14 protein-coding genes are annotated in these 21,548 nt (G+C 68.3%); 8 read left to right on the forward strand and 6 right to left on the reverse strand.

Features of this window, described 5'->3' with window-relative positions; translation table 11 throughout:
• Positions 1-972: 972 nt before the first annotated feature.
• A complete protein-coding gene (locus tag Pma05_RS39465; protein WP_203862657.1) occupies positions 973-2,565 on the forward strand; it encodes an SMI1/KNR4 family protein in 1,593 nt (530 codons plus the stop codon).
• Positions 2,566-2,592: 27 nt separating this feature from the next.
• On the opposite strand, the gene Pma05_RS39470 is transcribed toward Pma05_RS39465, so the two are convergent.
• The 3 genes from Pma05_RS39470 to Pma05_RS39480 all read right to left on the reverse strand — a co-directional run bounded on the left by Pma05_RS39470 (position 2,593) and on the right by Pma05_RS39480 (position 5,779).
• A complete protein-coding gene (locus Pma05_RS39470; RefSeq protein WP_203862658.1) occupies positions 2,593-3,555 on the reverse strand; it encodes a phosphotransferase family protein in 963 nt (320 codons plus the stop codon).
• A gap of 239 nt (positions 3,556-3,794) precedes the next feature.
• A complete protein-coding gene (locus Pma05_RS39475) occupies positions 3,795-4,040 on the reverse strand; it encodes a hypothetical protein (RefSeq protein WP_203862659.1) in 246 nt (81 codons plus the stop codon).
• A 41-nt stretch (positions 4,041-4,081) separates the two neighbouring features.
• Entirely contained in the window at positions 4,082-5,779 is a 1,698-nt protein-coding gene (locus Pma05_RS39480) for a serine/threonine-protein kinase (protein ID WP_203862660.1), read from the reverse strand.
• Between the two features lie 253 nt (positions 5,780-6,032).
• On the opposite strand from Pma05_RS39480, the gene Pma05_RS39485 reads away from it, so the two are divergent.
• Genes Pma05_RS39485 through Pma05_RS43190 form a run of 3 tightly spaced genes read left to right on the forward strand, consistent with a single transcriptional unit; the run spans position 6,033 to position 8,289 of the window.
• Positions 6,033-7,241 (forward strand): ISAs1 family transposase, encoded by a 1,209-nt coding sequence (locus tag Pma05_RS39485; RefSeq protein WP_372441635.1) that lies wholly within the window; start codon positions 6,033-6,035, stop codon positions 7,239-7,241.
• A gap of 36 nt (positions 7,242-7,277) precedes the next feature.
• The gene (locus tag Pma05_RS39490; protein WP_239314087.1) at positions 7,278-7,706 is read left to right on the forward strand and encodes an ankyrin repeat domain-containing protein; all 429 of its coding nucleotides are present in this window, start codon (positions 7,278-7,280) and stop codon (positions 7,704-7,706) included.
• Between the two features lie 52 nt (positions 7,707-7,758).
• Positions 7,759-8,289 (forward strand): hypothetical protein, encoded by a 531-nt coding sequence (locus tag Pma05_RS43190; protein WP_239314088.1) that lies wholly within the window; start codon positions 7,759-7,761, stop codon positions 8,287-8,289.
• 411 nt (positions 8,290-8,700) lie between these two features.
• On the opposite strand, the gene Pma05_RS39500 is transcribed toward Pma05_RS43190, so the two are convergent.
• Positions 8,701-9,747, reverse strand: coding sequence for a hypothetical protein (locus tag Pma05_RS39500; protein ID WP_203862661.1), 1,047 nt, complete (start codon positions 9,745-9,747; stop codon positions 8,701-8,703).
• A gap of 110 nt (positions 9,748-9,857) precedes the next feature.
• Positions 9,858-17,351 carry a DUF6531 domain-containing protein gene (locus Pma05_RS39505; RefSeq protein ID WP_203862662.1) on the reverse strand — a complete coding sequence of 2,498 codons (7,494 nt, stop codon included), beginning with the start codon at positions 17,349-17,351 and terminating at the stop codon, positions 9,858-9,860.
• Between the two features lie 737 nt (positions 17,352-18,088).
• Between Pma05_RS39505 and Pma05_RS39510 the strand changes: the two genes are divergently transcribed.
• The 3 genes from Pma05_RS39510 to Pma05_RS39520 all read left to right on the forward strand — a co-directional run bounded on the left by Pma05_RS39510 (position 18,089) and on the right by Pma05_RS39520 (position 19,466).
• A complete protein-coding gene (locus Pma05_RS39510; RefSeq protein WP_203862663.1) occupies positions 18,089-18,583 on the forward strand; it encodes a DinB family protein in 495 nt (164 codons plus the stop codon).
• Between the two features lie 133 nt (positions 18,584-18,716).
• On the forward strand, positions 18,717-18,929 hold the full coding sequence (locus tag Pma05_RS39515) for a helix-hairpin-helix domain-containing protein (RefSeq protein ID WP_239314089.1): 213 nt from the start codon (positions 18,717-18,719) through the stop codon (positions 18,927-18,929).
• A gap of 168 nt (positions 18,930-19,097) precedes the next feature.
• A complete protein-coding gene (locus Pma05_RS39520) occupies positions 19,098-19,466 on the forward strand; it encodes a tyrosine-type recombinase/integrase (protein ID WP_239314090.1) in 369 nt (122 codons plus the stop codon).
• A 139-nt stretch (positions 19,467-19,605) separates the two neighbouring features.
• On the opposite strand, the gene Pma05_RS39525 is transcribed toward Pma05_RS39520, so the two are convergent.
• Positions 19,606-19,884 carry a hypothetical protein gene (locus Pma05_RS39525; RefSeq protein ID WP_203862664.1) on the reverse strand — a complete coding sequence of 93 codons (279 nt, stop codon included), beginning with the start codon at positions 19,882-19,884 and terminating at the stop codon, positions 19,606-19,608.
• A gap of 81 nt (positions 19,885-19,965) precedes the next feature.
• Between Pma05_RS39525 and Pma05_RS39530 the strand changes: the two genes are divergently transcribed.
• Entirely contained in the window at positions 19,966-21,390 is a 1,425-nt protein-coding gene (locus Pma05_RS39530) for an MFS transporter (RefSeq protein ID WP_203862665.1), read from the forward strand.
• Positions 21,391-21,548 lie beyond the last annotated feature (158 nt).

A 21,548-nucleotide genomic window follows, 5' to 3' on the forward strand; every position in this document is an offset into this window, starting at 1 on the left:
ACGCCTTCACTCCACCCGGCTGAGGCAACTTCCCCCATACCACGTCATCCGTCAGCTTGGACCCGCCGCTGGGCAACTGTAGATGATCATGCGCTCCCAATTTGCTCCCACCGTAAGGAGCAACAACAAAATGGCTCGTTACCGATGATCCGGTAACAAGCCATTTGACCTAGCTGGTGGGCGATACTGGGTTTGAACCAGTGACCTCTTCCGTGTCAAGGAACACCGGCCAACGCTCTGACCAGCAACGATACAAGGGGGCCAGATCGGCGCGGTGCCGATACAGGCAGGTCAAGGCAGCCAAGCGCCGTTCAACGCGGTTGGGAGCACAGCTCTGCTCCCGATCTGCTCCCCCAACAACCCGCTCCACCACTCCCGCAGCAGCCGTCCAAGATCTCCTCCCGAAGCCTGTCGATACGCATCCCGGGTCTTTCTGGTCGGCAACCTCAGGCGATGATTGCCGTGGGACGCCCAGACCACGTCCGCCGAGCCACACACTCCTTGTCCGGCGGCCTCAACCGAACCAACCGCCGCAAGGCGCCCTGTCCTCGGCTCCAAGGCCTCGGGCCGCCCGCAAACCGCTATCTGCCAACTGCGACGACGCAGGGTAGGAGATTCGCGGCCACCCCGAGGGCCTCACTGTTGCGAAGTCGTAGCGGGAGCGGATTGCCCTCCCGCCGACACACAGACGCGCCCACCTTCACGTCCGCGTCCGCAGGTCGGTCGAACGCGCTACTGTAGCCGCAGGCCCGCCGTTAGGCCAGCAGCAGACGGTAGGCAGCGCCGGCCGGCACGCTGGTCATCGAGCACGTCTGGGCGCCCGTACCGCGTGCAGGTGCGGTTGACGAGCCGAGAGTGGGGTGCGTCCGGGGGCGACCCGGCACCGGCACCCGGCTCCGTCGATCTTCACTGCGGATCAGATGCACCCGACGACAACCCACCGCCGCATGATCCTTGTGCTAGAACTGCCGAATGTCGACAAGCGGTCAGACCTCCGAGATAGAGGTGTTGAGCCAGATGGCCGCTCGACTGGCCGGTGCCGCCCCGGCTGGATGGCGGCGGGTCACGCTTAGCGGTTTCGCCGATGGGCAGCGGACCGGGTCGTACCTGTTGACGGGCGGGGATGGATCCGTGTCGGACGTGAGTTTGGTTCGTGACCTGCGTAGGCTCTACAAAGTCTGCCGTACGAGCGACTCGAGTTTGATCGTCAAGTTGACCATCGATTCCTCGGGGTGGTTCGAGGCGACCATGAGTAGCGGGTCCATCCGCAGTGCCGGCGATTTTCGCGAGCGCGGCATCCGGTACATCTTGCGGTCCGGGACCGCCGTGCCCGACGCAGGTGACGAGCAACCCGGGCCTTCGGACCCAGCGCCTGCGGGCGATCCGGCGGAGGCTGTTCGCCTGCTGCGGCAATACCGTGAGATGGGCAGGCGGAGGTGGCTCGACGTCGAACTGGACGAGCCCTCCGACGTCCAGGCAATGCTACCGCCCGAGTTCTTCGCCGCGCGGCTGGCGGAGGCCGAGGCCAGCATGGGCGTGGCACTCCCCGCCGACCTCCGCGCCCTGCACCAGGTGAGCGACGGCGATGCCCAGGAGGGAGTGTTCGGGCGTCTGTCCTGGTGGGTGGATATGGCGGAAATGGTGGCCTTGCACAACGGGGACCGCCCCTGGGCATCGCGCAGTTCGAGAGAGGACCCCTTCTCGTTCGTTCGTGATCCCTACCCGTACGCGGTGGTGAAGCGGTCGGTGGACCGCGCAGGATGGATTCCGTTCCTCCTGCGTCCCGACGGCGACTACCTGGCGGTCGATATGGACCCGGCGCCGGGCGGGCGTCCCGGGCAGGTCATCCGGATCGGTGCCGGCTGCTTCGACGGCACCGTCTATATCGCTGATTCCGTGACGGCGTTGCTGCGCCAGCGTGTCGACGCCCTTGCTAGCGCGCCTCCGATCGAGGAGACCGAGGACTGGGAGCTCGCGGTCGAGGTGCGACAGCCTCGTGTCCAATCGGGCAACTGGCACATCGAAGGGACCGATGCCTCGCTGCACGAGATCCCGTCTGACGTCCAAAAACTGACCGTGGAAAACGGCGGTGACATCGACCTAGCGCCGCTGCGCGGGGCGCCCTTGCTGCGGTGCGTGGAACTGACCGGCCGTACGCAGGCCGACCTGAGCCCGCTGCGCTCCGTTCCCCTGGAAATCCTCGACCTCGACCTCAAAACGATCGACCTGGCTCCGCTGGCCGGCCATCCGACGTTGCGTGCCGTGAAACTGACGTCCCCGCACCCGGTCGACCTGAGCCCGCTCCGTTCCCTCTCGCGACTGGACGCCCTCCTGGTGCGTGCCTCCGTGCTCGACATCGAGACCATTCCCGACCTGGACCGCCTGCGGTACCTCGGCCTGCGGCACAGGCAGTGGCAGGAACTTTGGGAACGCGCCGACCGGACACCGCCGCTCGACGTGGCGGGACTGAGCGGCAAGGTCTCCGACGACCAGGTCGCCGAGTGGGTTGGTCGGTTCCCCGCCGCTGCCGAGGCCCAACGACACACCGGCCGCTGGGACATGTGACAGCCGCCAGGAACCGGCCCCCCTGGCTCAGCCCAGTGCGTCCATCAGCACGGTGACATAGGCATCCAGCCGCTCCTCCACCGCTCGCGGCGTCAGCTCTGCCCTGCCTGCCTCCCGCCATGGCTGCGCCACCAACCGCACTTCTTCTGAACACGCCAGCCCGTCCCGCACCTGCCAGTACAGCCGCTCGCTCGCGGTCGCGGCCAGCACCCCGCCGGCCTCCTCGTACGCCTGAGCGAACCACAGACCCCACGCCGGGCCGTGCAACAGCGCGAGATTGGTGGAACAGTGCGCCACATCAAGATCCGCCGGGCCCCAGGAGGTCGCTGCCCAGTCGACGACGCCGGTGATCCGGGCACTTGCCGACCCTGCGCGCGGCACCTCGAACAGCACGTTGCCGGGTTGGAAGTCCCGGTGCAGGAATCGCCCTTCATAGGGCGGCGCGGGCCTGCGGATCACGTCGATCGCCGCAGCCCATGCCGCCGCGTCCGCGCCCTTCGGAGTCACGACGGTGTCGGCGGTCGTCAACGCCACATACTCCCCGGGCCGCTCGACGGGTCGCAACGCGTGGATCGCCACGAGTTGACGGGCCAGCAGAGGAACGCGCGTCTCCAGCCCTTCATCATCGAGGACCGTCCGGCCGGCCAGATGTGTCATCAGCAGCGATGGATACTCGCAGCGCGCGGCGGTCGGGTCGACCGCGAGCAGTCCAGGAGCCGGCACGTCGGTCCCCGTGAGCAGGGACAGGGCGTCGGCCTCCCGATTCAGCCAGTCCTCGGCGTGCCCCAGATGGAACGGGTCGACGAAGCTCCGCAGCACCAGATCACGGATGTTTCCGTCCCGCGTGCCGATGGTCAGCCTCCGCATTTCGGCAGTGATGCCGCCGTGCAGCGCCTCGGTCCTGACGATCCGTTCGCCGACCTCCAGGTGCCGGCTCACCCAGGCCAGTGTCAACGGTCGGACAGCCGCCGCCTCATCGTGGTTGGTCACCGTGCCACCTCATCATCCGGAGGGCGGCGCGCGACTTCCGTCACGCCACCCACTACATCTTCACCAGCAGGACGTCCGACGCGGAGGGAGACCCCATGGACACCGACGAGCCCGGAAACCGCAAGGTAAATCCGGGCGATCGGCTTCCACCGCACCAACAGCGCGGTCAACATCGCCCGCGCCACCCGACGCGCCAGCCATCGTCCACACGACCTCATCACCGCAGTGACCAGCAGCTATCACAGAACGCAATGACCCTGCTCCACGAAGGCCCACCCAAATCCGCGACCAGCCACCGCACCATCGCCCTGGACCGCCACACCGTACGAATCCTGCGTCGGCACGCCGAATGGCAACACCACCACCGCATCCGCCGGACTGAGGGCGGGAAGGTCTGCCACGACAGCGGCTACGTGTTCACCAGCCCTGACGGGCGGCACGGCGGGGCCGCGCTCGATGACCAGGTCCCGCGCGGTCAGCAGCATCCGTTCCAGGTTCGGTGCCGGTGCCGTGGTGGCGGACGTGGTCAGACTATGCGGGTGCAGAGGGTACGGGCTCGGACCTCCCAGCTGACCCTACTGCCGCCCGGCGGGCAGGCACCGTTGGTGAACGCGGTGATACGGAGGACAAAGTCGTACTCTCCTGGAGCGGAGTCGGCCACGCACGGCCACGACGTCATCAGATCCCGGTTGCTGATGGAGACCGAGTTCTCGTCCGTACCCTTTGTGGCCAGGAAACAGTCACCCGTGCGGAACTGCCGCTGCACGCAGAGGGCGATCTCGTTCGCGTCCTCGCCGTAGCTCCACGACAGTTCCCCGTCCAGATCGCCGTCGTTCCTGGCGCACTCCAAGGAGTCGTTGACCACCTTGAGCACCTTCAGGTAGGCATCGGAGCGGCCGCAGCCGACCGTGCGCGGCGTGCCCCTGCTCCAGTTGCCAGACGGACGCACGTAGGCGTCCACGCAGTCGCCCGCCGAGATCTTCTCGAACGCCTTGCGGGTGGGATCGGATGTGGGGGTGGGGGTGGGGGTGGGGGTGGGGGTGGCACTGTCGGTGGCGCTCGCGGTCTCGGATGGCTGAGGCGCGGGTGTCGGGGAAGTCGGGGTCTGCTGGGGAGTGGCGATGGTCTTGGAGGTGGTCGGTGCGTTTCCGCCGTCCCCGATGGCCCAGGCCGCGAAGGCGACCAGCAGGACGCCCACGACCGCGGCCGCGGCCACCGGGAGCTTCATTCGTCCAAGCGGCGGAAACCGCCGGCCGTTCCCCGGCGCGTCCTGCGGCAGCGGAACGAGCACCTTGGTCTCCGCCACCTGCGTGGCGATCATCGTGCTGACGGGCTCCGGCAGCGGAACGAGCACCTTGGTCTCCGCCACCTGCGTGGCGATCATCGTGCTGACGGGCTCCGGCAGCGGAACGTCCCTGCCCTCGGCGAGCGCAGAGCAACGTTCGAGGAACGCGTCGGGGCCGGGCCGGTCTTCCGGATCCTTCTCCAGGCCGGACGCGATCAGCGGGAGCAGCGGCTTCGGCACGCCGGTCAGGTCGGGTTCCTCGTTGACGACGCGGTAGCCGAGGGCCTCGATCGGGCCCTCGCCGAAGGGCCGCCGGCCGGTGGCGGCGAAGGCCAGCACGGCAGCCAGGCAGAACACGTCACTGGCCGGCCCGACCTCGCGGCCCCGAAGCTGCTCGGGCGACATGAACCCGGGCGTGCCGACCACGCTGGTGCGGGTGGTCTGCGAGGTGGCGTCGAGCGCGCGGGCGATGCCGAAGTCGATGATGCGGGGCCCGTCCTGGGCGAGCAGGACGTTGCCGGGCTTGAGGTCCCCGTGGACGACGCCCCGCTCGTGGATCGCCATCAGCCCTTCGGCCAGGCCCGCGCCGAGCCCCGCGACCGCCGCCGCGGAAAACGCGCCGTGCTCGCCGACGGCCTCGTGCAGCGACGGCCCCGCGATGTACTCGGTCACGAGCCAGGGTGGATCGGCGTCGGCGCGGGCATCCACCACTTGCACGGTGTGGATGCCCCCGACCCGCCGCACCGCGGCGACCTCCGCCTCGAACCGCCGCCGGAACTGTGAGTCCGCCGCCAGGTGCGGGTGGATCACCTTGACCGCGACCGGTCGGCCGCCCTTCGAGCGGCCCAGGTAGACGCGACCCATCCCGCCCGCCCCCAGCCGCGCCAGCAGCTGGTACCCACCGACCTTCTTCGGGTCGCCCGCCTCAAGCGGCTCCATACGCCACCCTTCAGAAGAACAATCACGTACCTAAGGCGAGCTCAGATCATTTCAGGAAATAGCGCTTCCGTGAAGCAATTTGGTCCCATGGTTCACCCCGAGGGCCATGGAGTCAGGGTTGTTGCGTAGTCGTTTGAGGGGTGTTTGAGCTGGGAGTTTGCGTGGGGCCGGGGTCCATGTAGGACGGGTGCGACCCGTTGGTGATCATGAAGTTGCTGAAGCCACATGATCCCGGAGAGGACCGCACCCGTCGATGCCATCATCGCTGACCGAGATTCTGGTGCCGCACCCACCCACAGTCGCACCTCGACCAGTAGTCACTGACGGTGAACATCACAGCCTGTTGGTGGCGTTGGCTGCGGTACCCGACCCACGCGACCCGCGTGGCAAGCGTTACTCGCTGGTGAGCATGCTCGCGGTGGCCGTGTGCGCGGTGCTGGCCGGGGCGTGCACGTTCGCCGCGGTCGCTGACTGGGTGCGGGATCTGGACCAGCGGATGTGGGTCAGGCTGGGGTTCACCGATCGCGTCCCGGCGGCCACGACAGTGTGGCGGCTGCTGATCCGTATCGACGCCGAGGTGTTGTCGGGGGTGCTGACCACGTGGTCACGGACGCGGGCGAAGCCGGTGCTGGGGGCGGGCCGCCGGTGGCGGCTGGTGATCGCGGTGGACGGGAAGGTCGTGCGGGGTGCCCGGTTGCCCGACGGGCGGCGGGTTCACCTGTTGTCGGCCTACGACACCAGCACCGGCATCGTGCTCGCCCAGGTGCAGATCGCGGCGAAGTCCAACGAATTCCCCGCGTTCACCCCGCTGCTGGGCCGGGTCGCCGCACAGCTGGGCTCCCTGGCCGGCGTGCTGGTCGTGGCCGACGCACGGCACGCGCAGACAGGCCACGCCGAGCAGGTCGCCACCCACCACGGGCATCTGATGGTCCCGGTCAAGGGTAACCAGCCGACGCTGTTCGCCCAGCTCAAGGCCCTTCCCTGGGCGCAGGTACCGGCCGGGGACCGCCGCCGGGACACCGGCCACGGCCGCAAGGAGACCCGTACCGTCAAAGCGGTCACCATCAAGACTCCGGGCGGGGTGGGCTTCCCTCACGCGCAGCAGGCCGTGCGGATCACCCGGACCCGCACAATCAAGGGCAAGACCACCAGGGAAATGGCGTACATGACCGTGTCCCTGCCCGCCGACCAGGCCCAGCCCGCCGACCTCCGCACCTGGGCGCGGTCTGAGTGGCATATCGAGAACCGCGTCCACTACGTCCGGGACGTGACGCTACGTGAAGACGCTCACCAGGCTCGGACCGGCAACGGCCCTGCCGTATTCGCCACCCTCCGTAACACCTCGATCGGGTACCACCGCAGCAACGGCGAAACCAACATCGCCCGCGCCACCAGACGCGCCAACCGCCGCCCCACCGACCTCATCGACGCCGTGACCAAGAGTAACCCGACTACGCAATAGCCCTGCATCCACACGGTCCTCGTCGACGAGTACGGCATGACGGGAGTTTCCTACTCAACGCTTCGCGACTATGTCACCAACCATTGCCGACGCCTCGCTCTCCCGGCGGTCCAACCGGCCAGCCCGATCACACCGACGCACCAGGCCGTCGAAGAGCAGAACTTCATACTCCTGCGTGACCTTCTCGACGCCGGACACGATGTCGAGGACGACAACGGGGACGGCTGGACCCTGCTCCGGCACGCCATCGCCGTCGAAGAAGACCATCACCGCCGCACCGGCGAACCGGCACACGCCGACATGACTGCGTTCCTCCTCGCCCGCGGCGCAGACCCTCATCACACCGGCCCGGACGGCGCCACACCACTGCAGGAGGCTGAACACCGCAGCCACTGGCTCGCGGCCGAGATCATCCGCGCCTGGACAGCCCACCCCAGGTCAACAACCAACATCATGCCGGCATGACCGAAGATCTCGCGCTCCATTGATCTCATCAGCACTCGGTACCATCCCGCTCGTGTCACTCACCGATGCAGCCATCGCGGCGGACCTCGTTCCTGCCGGACTTGAGCTCTTGGAGCGGGTCCGCGAAGAGGTCAGCTTGCCGCTGCCTCCCCCGCCGCCCTACTACTCACCGGCCAGCTGCCGACCAGAGCACGGGAGGTTCGACTCGGACGAGATGATCGACGTCAACGACCCCGAGATGCCATCGAAGGTCAACGCCAGCTGGTTGCGCATGGCCACCGAATACGGCGTCCTCAACGACCAGCGAGAGTTCCTCCTCAGCGTCAACTACAGCGACCCCAACGACGTTGAACCCGAGTACGCCTGGATCAGGGTCCGGCTGTCAGAGCAGTGGGACCTGGCCGCAAACGGCTCCCCCGCCCTGCGAAGCGGTTTCGGAGGGCTGTTCACCGATCGTTTCGTGCCAGAGTTCTCCATGCTCTCCCTCGACCACAAGGCGATGCTCAATACCACCGTCTGGGGCAACGGAACCGTCAGCACCATCGTCATCCGCCCCGATCGCCTCACGCACGCCGTCGACTGACGCCTTCCATCCGACCCCATCTCACCGACATCCCGCCAGTTGCCTCATCTTCAACGGCAAACCAAACCCCACCGCTTGCCACTTCACATGAGACAGCCCAGCTCGGGACCCAACCGCTGCCTCAACTGTCCTGGCAAAGGACACCCACCGACGGAAAGCGGAACTGCGTACGATGCGCCATTGAGACAGACAAGCTGCTTGCTGGCCAGCCCACGGCGGGAACGCCGGCAGATGGCCCGTTCCCGATCACGGAACTCACCGACTATTCGCGGCGCCCTCGACCGTCTACCAACCGTGCACGACGTCGTTAGGGCAGCCCTTGGTCGCCCAAATCTCGGCGCCGGCGCAGGTACGTCGGCTCCTCGCTGGCTTAACCCAGCAAGGAGCCGACCTCGTGCCACAGCCTTTCCGTTAACAGTCCCAGTTGTCGTGCTTTCCACCGTGCATCTCGGGCTTCCATGCCTGGTAGAGCCTGCGGGCCGAGCCACCGATCGGGCCGACCGCGTTGTGCAGAGCCTGGCGCGAGGCAGGCTTGGCCGCCGCGACCGCAGCCACTGCCTGGTCCGCCGAGTTGATGGTGGACGAGCAGACCCGGAGGATGTAGTCCGGCACGCTGAGGCGCGGATCCACACAGCCGACCAGCGGTACACCGACCGCGGCGATGAGCGGGAACACGGTTCCGGGGATGCCGATCGCGTACTCGGCCGTCGCCGAGGCGGGCACGGATCCGAGCGGGCTGATCTCGTACCGATCCCACAACGTGCGGTCTTCGCGCGGGTGCAGCCCGACCACGATGTGCTTGCCCGCCGCCTTGAGCCGGGCCGCCGCTTCGAGTAGCAGTTCGGTGCCGGGTGCCGCACCACCGGTCGGGTCCGGACGGGTCACGCTGGTGAGCACCAGCACCCGGCCTCGCTGCGGCGTGTACTTCGGCAGGTCATCGGTCTGTGGCGAGCCGACCACCTCGACCTTTCGGTGCCAGCCTAGGTACGAGGCGAACGTCGTCGCCTCGGCGGGGCCGCCAGCGGTCACCACCTCCAACCGGCGCCGAAACTCCTTCGCCCGCGGCGCCTCCTTCGGTTGCAGATAGGCCAGCGAGCTGGCCGCCAGGGGCAGGTGGCGAAGCTCGGCGGCGCAGTCGGCCGGCCAGTCCCCGGCGCCGTTCACCACCAGCAGATCGGCGTCCCGCACCCGGTCGAGGATGGTCACCGGAACCGGATCGCCCGGCGTGATCCCGGACAGGTCCGGCACCACCTGAACGAGTTCCCAACCCCGGCGGGTCGCCTCGGCCAGCAGCGGCTTGGCGTGATACGTACCCCAGGGCTCGTTCGTCGCCAACAACACCCGCTGACGCCGTCGAGGACGTCCGGCAACGGCGGGCAGGCTGGGAGCGGCAGCGGACAGCAGCAGGCCGAGGCCACCAGATCTGAGCAGGATTCGCCGGGATATCGTCGCCGTCATTCACTTCTCCTATGTCACGTCGCGTTCAGGACTTCGGCTTTGTCGGGTGCGTTGCTTTTGGGATGGCGGGGTTGACCGCGATACGTCAAGGGGCTCGGCCGCGCATCGGGTCAAGCGTCTCCGTCTATGCCCCACGAGAAGAACAGGTTGGACCAGACCACTGTGCCGACGGCCGAGACCGGCCCCGAGAGAACGCTGGTCCGAAGGTCGGACTGGAATAGGAATCCCTGGGTGAGGGCTGAAGTTACTCCAACCACCATTCCGCAGACATATTCTTTCCAGCCTTCAAGGAAGTGGGTGCACCCGAGCGAAGCTATAGTCCCCCACCATGGCCCGTTCAGGCCACTTACGGGTATGCGGAACCATTGCGAGCTCATCCATCCTGGTCCTGGATGATTCCGCGGGAATTCGCCAAAGGCTTTCCACGCACGCTGGGCCCTGGCCCAAAATCCGTCTTCGTCCGGGTCCGGGCTTGCCACGGTGGGTGGTTGTCCGTTCCCGCTACCGCCGTTTCCGGCGCCTGACGTCTGGGTCTGGGGTGGTAGCTGTTCGTCCAGGCCGGGTATGGGGTCCTGGCCGGGGCCGGGGCCGGACGAGTTGCCGCTGGCGGTGCCGGAGGTGATCGAGTCCGGTGGAATGGTGCCGCCGCGTTGGGTGGTGGCGCAGTCGACCAGGTGGCCGCCACCGCCGCAGGAGCCGGTGGGGCGGGCGGTGTCCGGGGCCACCGGAGCAGTGGGTCTGCCCGGGTTGGGGGTTGGCAGGTTGATGGGGTTCGACAGGTCGATCAGCGCCTGCTTGGTGAGCTGCCAGTAGTGGGTCCAGGAGGTGCCGGACACCTTCTTGGTCCAGGCGCCGTTGGAGTAGTACGTCCACAGGTAGTGCGTCGTATACGTGTACTGGTCGGTGCGGTGGTACAGGTAGCTGCTATCCCACCAGGTCTTCTGGGTGTTCCAGGCCCTCGTCTGGCTGCTGGTGCTGGTGCCGGTGACGTACACCGGGGGCGGCGCCGGCTTCTTCGGCTGCACCACGGGGATGTCGCTCTTGGGTGGCGCCTTCACGGTGCTGTCGCCCTGGCCGGGTACGGGGTTCACGTTGACGCCGCTGGGCGTGCGGATACGGGTCGACGAGCCGTCGGCGTTGACGATTTTGTAGACCCAGTACCCGACCTCGGCGATGAGGATGACCGTGCCGACGACCGGGATGGCCCGGGAGCCGAACCGGAGGGCAATCTTGGCGGCGCCGCGCCAGCCGGCGCGTTGTGCCACGCGCTGGGCGGCTGCGGTGCCGCTGACCACAAGCGATTCGGCGTACCCGCCAACGTCGCCGAAAAAGTCGCCGATGGAGCTGAGGGACCAGTGGCCGGACGGGTCCCAGTTGGACGACGGGTTCGCGTTGCCGTACGCGTAGGAGTTGGTGGCCGCCGCGCTGGTGAGCGGTACGGCCGCGGTGTCGGCTGACGCGAACCTCCCGGTGTCGGGCGTGTACCAGCGGGCCTGGGCGTTGACCCGTCCGGTGGACGCGTCGGCCCACGAGCCCTGGAACCCGATGTTGGCGAAGTCACCACTGGTGCCGTCGCTCACGCCGAACGGGTCGTAGTCGCGGGAGGCCGTGATTTCACCGCCGGCGTTGGCGTCCCGCTGGGCGATCACGTCGTGGTGGACGTTCTGGATCAGCAGCGAGGCCGCACCACCGCTGCTTGGTTTGGCCGCGAGCGGGCTGCCGTCCGTGTCGCGGGCGTACGCGAACGTGCCGTCCGAGGCGGCCTCCCGGGCCATGCCCCCATAGGCGAACTTCGCGTCGGCCGTGCCGGACCGCCCGGTGGCGGTGGCGAGGCGGCCCAGAGCGTCGTATTCATAGTTGGCGGAGCCGTCCGCGACCATCTGGTTGAAGGCGTCGAACGATGTCGTGACCGTGGTGGTTCCGCCGTCGCCGGCCGCGGTGGTGGCGGCGGACGCGAGCGTACCGCGCTCGGTGTAGGTGTAGTCGGTGGTGGCGACGCCGGCCTGGTCGGTGGAGATCAGCCGGTCGCGGGCATCGTAGGCCGCCGTCACGGTGGCGGTGTCGGTGCGCGCGCCAGCGGCGTCTTTGGTCCAGTCGACGGTACGCACGCGGTTGCCGGCGTTGTCCCAGAAGTAGTCACTTCCGGTGCGGTCGGTGGTGTCGCTGGCCCGGATCAGCCGCCCGGCCTCGTCGTAGTCGTAGGTTTCGGTGCGCGGCTCGGCGACATCGCCCTCGATGGTGGCCGATGTGAGGTTGCTGGCCTTGTCCCAGGTGTACTTCTGGGTGACGTTCTGCTGGCCGGTCGCGGCGTCGGTGACCAGGCGATCCTGATTGTCGTAGGTGTACGAGCGCTTCTGGACCAGTTTTCCGCCGGCGTCCACCGTCTGCGTGTTGTCGAGGCGGTTGTAGTTGTGAACATAGTTGTAGTGCGTGGTGGTCCCGGTCACGGAATCCGTACGGGTCCGCGGGCCGAGCCGGCCCCAGCTGTCGGTGTAGGTGTACGTCACCTGGCCGGCGGCGTCGGTGCGGTTCGTCTCCCGTCCCAGGTGGTCGTAGGTGACGCGGGACGAGCCCGCCGGCCCGTCGCTGGCCGTGAGCAGCCCGCGGTCCTCGTAGGTGAACGTTTGCGCCGGCTGTCCCGCCAGGCCCGCCGAGGTGACCCGTCCGGCCAGGTCGTAACCGAAGACGCGCTCCGCGCCGGCATCTCCGCCGGAGCCGGTGACCTGGACCGGCCGGCCCAGCTTGTCGTAGCGGACGGCCTGCACCACCCCGCCGGGCGCCTGGGTGCGGGTCGGCTGGCCGGCCACGTCGTACGAGGTGGTCCAGGTGCGCTGGGCCGGGTCGGGGTGGGCGTCGGTGGCCGGCTCCACCAGGGTCTGGGGCAGGTCCAGCGCGTTGTAGGTGACCGTCTTCGCGTGCCCGTTGGCGTCGGTCACCCGGGTCTGGTTGGCGACGATGTCGTAGCCGATCTTCGTCACGGCGCTGGTCCGTGTCGTGCCGTCCGCCGCCGTGGTGGCCGGGTCGGTGAGCGTCGTGGGTCGGCTCAGGGCGTCGTAGCTGGCCCGCCATACGTGGCCGTTGGGGTCGGTGAGCTCGGTGACGTTGTCCGCCGCGTCGTATTTGTAGTTGATTTTGGACAGCGGACTGCCGTTCCCGTTGTCGTCCCATACGGAGGTGGTCCGGCCGGCGTCGTCGTACTCCCAGTGCCGGGTCTGGTACGCGGGAGCCACGACTTTGGTGAGTCGCCCGGCGGGGTCGTCGTGGTACAGGTAGGTGTACGCGCCATCGAAGACCCGCCACAGGTCGCCGTGGTGGTCGTAGGAGTAGGTGCGCCAATCCCCGCCCGCGGCGACCTTGGTGACCTGCCCGAACTGGTTGTACTCGTAGGAGGTGGTGTACCTGTGCGGCGTGGCGGTGCCGTTGCGGACCACCTGGGTGACGGTGCGCGCCTGGCCCAGAACGTCATAGGTGCGCAGCACCTGGGCGCCCGCCGGGTCGATGCTGGACAGCAGGTTGCCGCCGTCGTCGTACACGTAGCGGGTCACACCGCGTGCGGCACCAGCGCTGGCCGCCGGTTCGGTGACCCGCACGGCCCGGTTGCGCGCGTCGAAGACGTAGTCGGTGGTCTGGCCATACCGGTCCGTGTACGCGGTGACGTTGCCGGCGGTGTCGTACGCCCACGACTCGGTCGGTACGATCGCCTCGACCGCGCCGGGCGGCATGTACGTCGGGTGGGTCACCTTCGTGCGCCGCCCCCGGTTGTCGTAGTGCTGGACCGTCACCCGCGCCGCAGCGTCCTTCACATGGGTCAGCTCACCGAACGTGTTGTAGCCGTTGGTGACCGTCGGGGACGCGGTCACCGGCGCACCGTCACCGCCGTCGTCCACCGACACCGGCGGGAACGTGGTGGTGCTCGGCCGCCCCGCCTGGTCGTAGCTGTGTTGCGTGGTGTAGGCCGGATCGGTCTCCCCACCCACTGAGGGGAGATCCGGCAGAGGGGTCACGCCGCGCGGGTCGGTGACGGCGACGACCCGGCCGGCCGCGTCCCGCTGGTACACCGTGATCAGGTATTCCGCATTGACCTTTGCCCGCACCACGGACTGCTCCACGAACCCGCGCGAGTCGAACCGCTGGACGGTGGCCGCGGTCCGTCCATCACCGGAGAGCGTGGTCTGCCTGATCTGGCCGTCGCCGCCGTAGGAGTAGAGCGTGGTCCGCTGGTCCACACCCGGGGCCACGGTGGTCGTCGCCAGCTGGTCGTTGCCGTCATAGGTGAACGTGGCGGTGCGCGCCTCCTCGCCCGAACCGGAGACATCCTTGACCACGTTTCCACCCAGGTCGTGGGTGTAGGCGTGCAGCAGCAGGTCGCTGCCGCCCGGTCCGGCACCGAGCGCGGTCTCCCGGACCAGCAGGTCGTCGTACGTGTACTGGGACGCCACAGTGGCGCCCATCTCGTTCGTCACCGCTGCCAGCCGCCCGGCGTTGTCGTACGTGTACGAGGCGATCGGCACGAGCCGCGGCGCGCTCCCGGCGACCGGGTCGTCCACGAAGTCCCGCAGCCACACGCTGTCGAGCAGGTTGTGGCTGTCGTACTCGAAGGTGTAGCGGGCGCCGTTCGGGGACCAGCTCTCCACGACGTTGCCCAACCCGTCGTAGCGCATCCTCTGGGTGGTCGTGCCGTCCTCGATCACCTGGGTCAGCCGGCCGCGGAGGTCGTAGCGGTAGTCGACGCTGCGGGCCGGGTCGCCGCCTGCCGCGACCGGGGTGGCGTCCGACGTGGTGACGCTGCTGAGGTTGCCGTACAGGTCGTAGGCGTTGCTGACCCGCTTCTGGTGCGTCACGCCGGTGACCGGGTTGGTGATCGGGTCGTCGGTGGTCAACGCGGGGCGCCCGAGGACGTCGTAGGCGTAGCTGGTGGTCGTCGAGGATCCGACCTTGTCGTCGACCCGCACCGACGTGGGCCGGCCCAGCGCGTCCATGAAGCTGTCGGTGGTGAGCCCGGCGGGCGTGACCTCGCTGGTCTGGTCACCGAACCGGTTGTACCCGTAGGAGGTGGTAAGGCCGGCGGTGGTGGTGGTCGCCAGAAGACCGCACGGTTGCCGCGACCCCGCAGGCGCGCCGGGATCGTTGACCACCGCTGGCGCCGCCGCCCCGCCCTGGCAGGTGTAGGTGTTGCTGGTGACGATCTCCTTCGGGTCGGTGCGGGTCAGCAGCCGCCCGGCGGTGTCGTAGGTAAACCTCGTCGTCTTGCTGTTGGCGTCCGTGACCTCGAGCGGCAGTCCGTTGCGGGGGTCGCCGGCCACGCCCCAGTAGTAGGTGGTGTGGGTGTTCGTCATCGTCTGGCCGTCTCGCCAGCGGTTGACGTCGGCCACCTGGCCGGACAGCCCGTCCCAGTAGTACTCGGTGCCGTTGCCGTTCTCGTCGATCATCCCCCACAGCCGGCCGTTCGGGTGGTAGAGCCACATCCGGGTGTTGTCGATCTGCGGGGTTTGGGTGTTGGACCAGCGTTGCCACAGCTCGCCCTCGGCGCTGAACTCGTAGAACGTGTGCCGGCCCCGGGGGTCGGCCACCTGCACGATCTGGGTGCCGAGGTCCTCGTCGCCCGCATACCGGAAGTACGTCCACCCCTGGTCCACCCCGGTGGACGCGTTGTCGGAGAGGTTGACGTGCGAGACCTTGTCACCCTCGTAGGTCACCGACACCAAGGGCATGTTGTTGGCCGCCTGCACCATCGACAGCCGGCCGCCAACCCCGCTGTATGAGTACTTGTTCCAGCACTGGGTCGCGGGCCGCGGGTCGCACCGCTGCGCGAGGTAAACGGAATTGTACGTGTACCCCCACGTCATCGCGCCGGTCACGTCACTCGGGTGGGTCGACACCCGCACGATCTGTCCATCGGCGACACCCAGGTAGATCACACGGCCCGAGCGGGTGTTCCGCACACTCGACGGGTAGCCGCCGGAGTAGGTGATCTCCAGCGCGTCCCCGTTCGGGGAGGTGATCTTCGAGATCTGGCCGGTGGTGGTGAAGGAGTACCGGGTGCCGCCGCGCAGCATCACGGTCTGGGAGTCCAGCACCGTCGCACTGTCGCCCTGGCCGTAGTGCGGGGCGTAGCTGCCGTCCGGGCTGCGGCCGTACCGGATCTGCCGACCGTCGGGGAAGGTGACCGTGACGAAGTCGCCGGCCCACTGCATCCGCATGTCCAGGAAGGAACTCCACCCCCGGCCAAACAACCCCACCGCGGCGTTGGCGCTGTTGTAGGTACGGGTGATCTCCAGCGGCAGCCCGATACCGGGCACGGAGAGGTCCTTCTCCACACGGGTGAAGTTGCCCAACCACATGTTCACACCGGCGGCGTCGATCGACTCCGGGTCGACGCCGAGATGGGCCGTTCCCGCCGGCGGCGCCACGACCGGCGTGAAGTACGCGAGGCTGCTGAACGGGCCGGTACCCGCGCTGTCCCGGACCCGGACCCGCCAGTCGTACGTGACGTTCCACCGCAGCGTCGCGGTAGGCGGTTTCCAGGTGCTGGTGGAGATGAACGAGCCCGCGTACACCTCGACCGGCAACCACCCGGAGTTCCAGCACTGCCGCGTGGTCTTGGGGGTGCCGCACATCTCGTAGTAGATATCCACCGCGCGGGTGCCGTCGTTACCCACCCGCACGAGGAACCGCTCGTCGAGAGTGCTGGTGGTGGCGTTGTTCTCCGGCCACTCCAGCTCGGCGCTCGGGGGGTAGTGCGGCACGGTGAACGAGACCGCCGTCGACGCCGGTACCCCGTGCTCGGTGAAATAGGTGCCCGTGGAGCTCTCGTAGAGGTCGAACACGATCTTGAAGGAGCCGACCGAGAGTTGCTCGACCATCACCCAGACGGTGGCACAGACCCCGGGGGCGATGTTGCCGGGCAGGTCCGTCCAGCCACCGACGAAGTTGTACACGGCGCCGCTGGCGTAGTAGAGGTGGTAGCCGACCGAGTGGTTCGCCTTCGTCCAGGTGAAGCTCGACGTGTTGCAGGCCCGTACCTGGATCATGCCGTAGTCGAAATAGGACGGCGGAGGGCTCCACCCGGACAGGATCGAATAGGTGGCGCCGTACGTAGCGGCCGCGGCGGTGTCGCCGCTGGTCACGGCGGGAGCGGCGGGCTTGGCCAGCTCGGCGAGCGACGGCGTCTTCTTGGTCGACTGCCCGCGCCGCTCGATCCGTTCGCGGTACTTCTCGTCGCCGGGCAGCACGGCATGAGTCAACTCATCCGCGCCCGCGCGCTCCGCGTGCTGCTTCTCGGCCGCCCGGCGCGCGTCGGGCACGACCCGGACCGGCGCGGGCTCCGACTTCCGCCGCTCGGCCGCCGCGCGCAGCTTGTCGGTCGCCTTGTCGCGAGGCGTCCCCTCCTTGGCCGGCGGCTGCGTGTCCCGCTCCACTGTGGGCCGATCCGGCCCCTGCACCTTGCCCGGTGGCAGCGGCTCCGAGGCTACGGACTCCGAGACCTGGCCTTGGCGCTGCTTCACCACCTCGGCGAACGCACCGCCCGGTGGCGACACACCCAGCACCAGCACCAACGCCAGCACCAGCACGGCAACCAACCGTGCCCGAAGCCCAACCACCATGAGATCCCCCGCGTCCCGTGCCTCAGCCGACGAACATCGACACGGCTTCATGATCGAGACGAAAAGTTTCAGGTTCAAGAGCGGCGCCGGACATTTTGGCCGGCGTTAACTAACAAATCCCAATCCCGTGGCCGCCGAGTTGTTCGGCTGCTTGCAGGCCGCCGCCTCGCGGGTGAGCCGGTGGTCACGTCCGCTGCCGTTGAGGCCACCGCTGCCTCCGCCGACGAGGTACGCCAACCCGCGCCGTACGGTGCACGTGGCGTCCGAGCCGCCTGCGCCTGTCGTGGCCGCCGACGAGCCGACGCATGCTGCCCTGCTGACTCTCATCCGGAACTCGAGTTCAGGAACCCTGTTTCCCGGTAGCCGGCCACCGGTCAAAGCCGCCCGGCGAGTCGCGTAGGGAGCGACACCGCTGGGCGCTTGAGGGGTCCGCGGGTGCTCGGGCGTCGGGGAGCTGATACGAACGCTCCGGGACGCAGCCGGATTCCGAGCCTTCCGCGAGGCGGCCCGGCCTATCGATCAGCCTACGCCGTCCGTACATGGCGACCATCGACGTCGGCAAGTGCGTGCGAGTGGTCGGCAGTGGCGGCGAGAGTCCGCTCTTAGGCTCATCAACCACACTGCTTGACGGCGCCGCCGGCGCGCGGATCTGGCCGATGAGCGGGCGTCTGATCGGAACCGCTCAGATGACGCCCGCGGCTGCCTCCCCCCGGGTGACAAGCACATAAGGTCGGGACATGATCGAATCCCAACGCGAAGCCGTGCCGCGCAACGATGGTGGCGAGCTCGACACCGCCCTCGCCTTCTTGTCCTTCGCGCGATCATGCGTGCTGAAGAAGGTCGCCGGCCTGAACGAGGAGCAGCTGCGGCGCCGCCTGGTCGTCTCCGACACCACACTGCTGGGCCTGGTCCAGCACTTGACCGACGCCGAACGGTACTGGTTCGGCTACACGCTCGCCGGCGACCCGCGCTACGCCGACGTCGACTTCGACATGGTGGTCGAGCCGGATCGGTCCCCAGATCAGATCATCGTCGGCTACCGGACCGCGATCGCCGACAGCGACGCCCACATCATCGCAGCCGCTGGCCCCGACGTCCTCACCGCGCAGCCGGTCGGTGACTCGCCTCGTACGCTTCGCTGGGTGCTCGCCCACATGACGAGCGAGACCATCCGGCATGCAGGTCACGCCGACATCCTGCGAGAGCTCATCGACGGTGCCACCGGCCGGTAGGCGATCGCGACTCGGAGCCGTGATCCAGCCACAGTTCGTCCAGGCGCCGGTCCCGCCCGCCGACCCGTACCACGGCGAGGCGAGGTGTGGTCCGGGTTCGCGGATCGGCGGCGCGGCTGGTTATCGTGATCGCGTGAGTACGCGCCATGTGCCCGCGCAAATCGGCGACCTGCCACCGATCGGGCGACCAGCCAACAGCGCTCTACTCGAAGCCGGCATCACGACGCTTGCCCAAGTGAGCGCCTACAGCCGCCGCGATCTACTGGCCCTGCACGGGGTCGGACCGAAGGCGGTCGGCATCCTGGCCGCCGCGCTCGCCGAGCACGGCCTTGCCTTTACCGAATGACGGCAACGGCCCCAACGTCAGCAGGACGGCGACCTCGCACGGTTTCGGCGCCACTCTGAGGTGGCTCCCGGCTCACTCTTCTGGCCGCTTTCCGCGCGCCTCGCACTGGCCGGACTCGTCACGCTCTCGCGGCCAGCCTCCGGTGTCGATTGACGCCCGAACATGCCGATGATCGTCAACGACGAAACCTCGGCGGGGCCGTCGAGGAACGACGGCGGCCTACACCGCCGCTCCAGCTTCCACAGCCGCCACTGGCGACCCGCCACCGACGGCGACCCCGCCAACGGCATCCCCCAAATCCTGCGCGGCCTGCACTTCCACGACCTGCGCCACAGCCACAAGACGTGGCTGATCGAAGACGGCGCGCCAGAGGTCGCCCAAGCCAAGCGGCTGGGTCACCGCCTGCCCGGCGTCCGGGGGATCTACAGCCACGTCAGCGCTGTCGTCGAGCAACTTCTCGTGGACGGACTACAGGCCCGGTGGGGGCAACATGCCCCCGAACCCGACCCGACGGCGCGTGACAACATTTCCGACTAGAAAGTGCGCAGCCGTGGAGCGGACAATCGGTTAACGGAAGTGGTCACCGCCGGGGAGCAGACGCGCTCCCCGGATGCTCCACGACGACGGCAACCCTCGTCAGCATGATCAACCGATACCACCGCGCCGCCTGACCCAATCAACAGAAGAGCAGGTCACTGCGCATCCGTGAGTATTGGCACGCTACACGGCGCAAGGCGATCGTATCCACGTGGAAGAAGTCCACCGCGAGCAGCCCGGACGCTTGCGCCCGCAGGAAGGCCCGCCAACTGGTATCGCTGCGACGGGGCGCCGGGCCCAGACCCGCGCGGGCGAGGATGCGCCGGATCGTGCCGGCGCCGATCCGGCGCCTCAGCCCAAGCAACTCGCCCCGGATATGCCGGTGCCCCAGCCCAGGGTTCTCCCGGGCCAGCCGCACGACCAGCTCTTCAATCTCGTCGCTGACGGGTGAGCGACCGGGTTGATTCGGATATATCCAACGTCGCTGGACCAGCTTGCGATGCCACGCCTGGTCGCGGCGCTGGACCCGACCGCGACGCAGCTGCTGTGGATCGGCGACATCTATTCGTTCGCTCTTGCGGGGCTGCTCATCACGATGGGGAACCTCGCCGACCGGATCGGCCGGAAGAAGCTGCTGCTGATCGGATCGGCCGGGTTCGGCGTCGCCTCCGCGCTGGCCGCGTTCTCGACCTCCCCGGAGATGCTGATCCTCGCCCGCGCCCTGCTGGGCGCGTTCGGAGCGACGCTGATGCCCTCGACGCTGTCGATCATCCGCAATCTGTTCCACGTTCCCGCCCAACGCACCCGGGCGATCGCCGTCTGGTCCGCCGCAGCCGCTGGCGGCGCGGCGATCGGCCCCCTGATCGGCGGGGCACTGCTGGAGCACTTCTGGTGGGGGTCGGTGTTCCTCGTCAACGTTCCCGCGATGGTCGTGCTGATCATCGCCGGGATCCTCCTCATCCCCGAATCACGCCACCCCGACGCCGGGCCCCTCGACCTCCTCTCAGCGGCGCTGTCAGTGACCGCGATCGTCCCCGCGGTCTATGCCGTCAAGCAACTCGTCGCACACGGCCTCGGTCTGCCGACGCTCGCCGGCATCCTGCTCTCTGCGCTCAGCGGGGTCTGGTTCGTGCGCCGCCAACGCCGGCTGGCGACACCACTGGTGGATCTGGCCCTGTTCGCCCGTCCCGCGTTCACCGGTGCCGTGCTGGCCAAGACGATCTCCGTGTTCGCGTTCAGCGGGCTCATCTTCTTCCTCTCCCAGTACCTCCAGCTGGTGCGCGGGATGAGCCCTCTGGTCGCAGGAGCGGCAGAGCTCCCGCTGACCATCGCGGCGATCGCGGTGATCTTCGTCATCGGGCACATCGTGCTCCGGCTCGGCCGGGGCGCCGCGATCGCCGCCGCGCTCCTCACCGCCGGGATCGGTCTGGTCCTCGTGGCCGTCGCCGAAAGCCTACCCGGCTACCTCTGGCTCGGCCTCGCACTCATCCCGATCGGCACCGGGGTCGGTATCACCATGACCCTGGCCACCGACGCCATCGTCGCAGCCGTGCCCAGACGAAGAGCCGGAGCCGCCTCCGCCATCGCCGAGACCGCCCTCGAGCTCGGCACCGCACTCGGCATCGGCATCCTCGGCACCCTCCTGACCCTGTACTACCGGACCAGCCTCGACCTGCCCGCGAACATCCCCGACACCACCCGGGCCAGCATCACCGAGTCCCTCGCCACCGCCATCCGAAAGCTCCCCGACACACCCTTCGCGCACCTGCTCACCGAAGCCCAACACGCCTTCACCACCGCCATGCAACTCAACGCCCTCACCGGCGCAGCCTGCATGATCACCGCCGCCCTCACCGCCTGGCGACTCATCCCCAACACCGGAAAACGCGGAACCACACCCGACACGTCACCGCCCGAGTCGTGACCACCCAGGGGCTGTCAAGTTAACGGCCCTGTCTCCGGGGTGGCGGAGTGTCATCACTCCGCGACCCTGCCAGGACCAGGGCTTACACACTTCGCCTGGCTCTGGCCCACATTCGGCGGTGACAGTCGGTAGCGGCGTTGCGGGCGTGCTCGCGACCC

The organism is Plantactinospora mayteni (assembly GCF_016862935.1).
Classification (GTDB): Bacteria; Actinomycetota; Actinomycetes; order Mycobacteriales; family Micromonosporaceae; genus Plantactinospora; species Plantactinospora mayteni.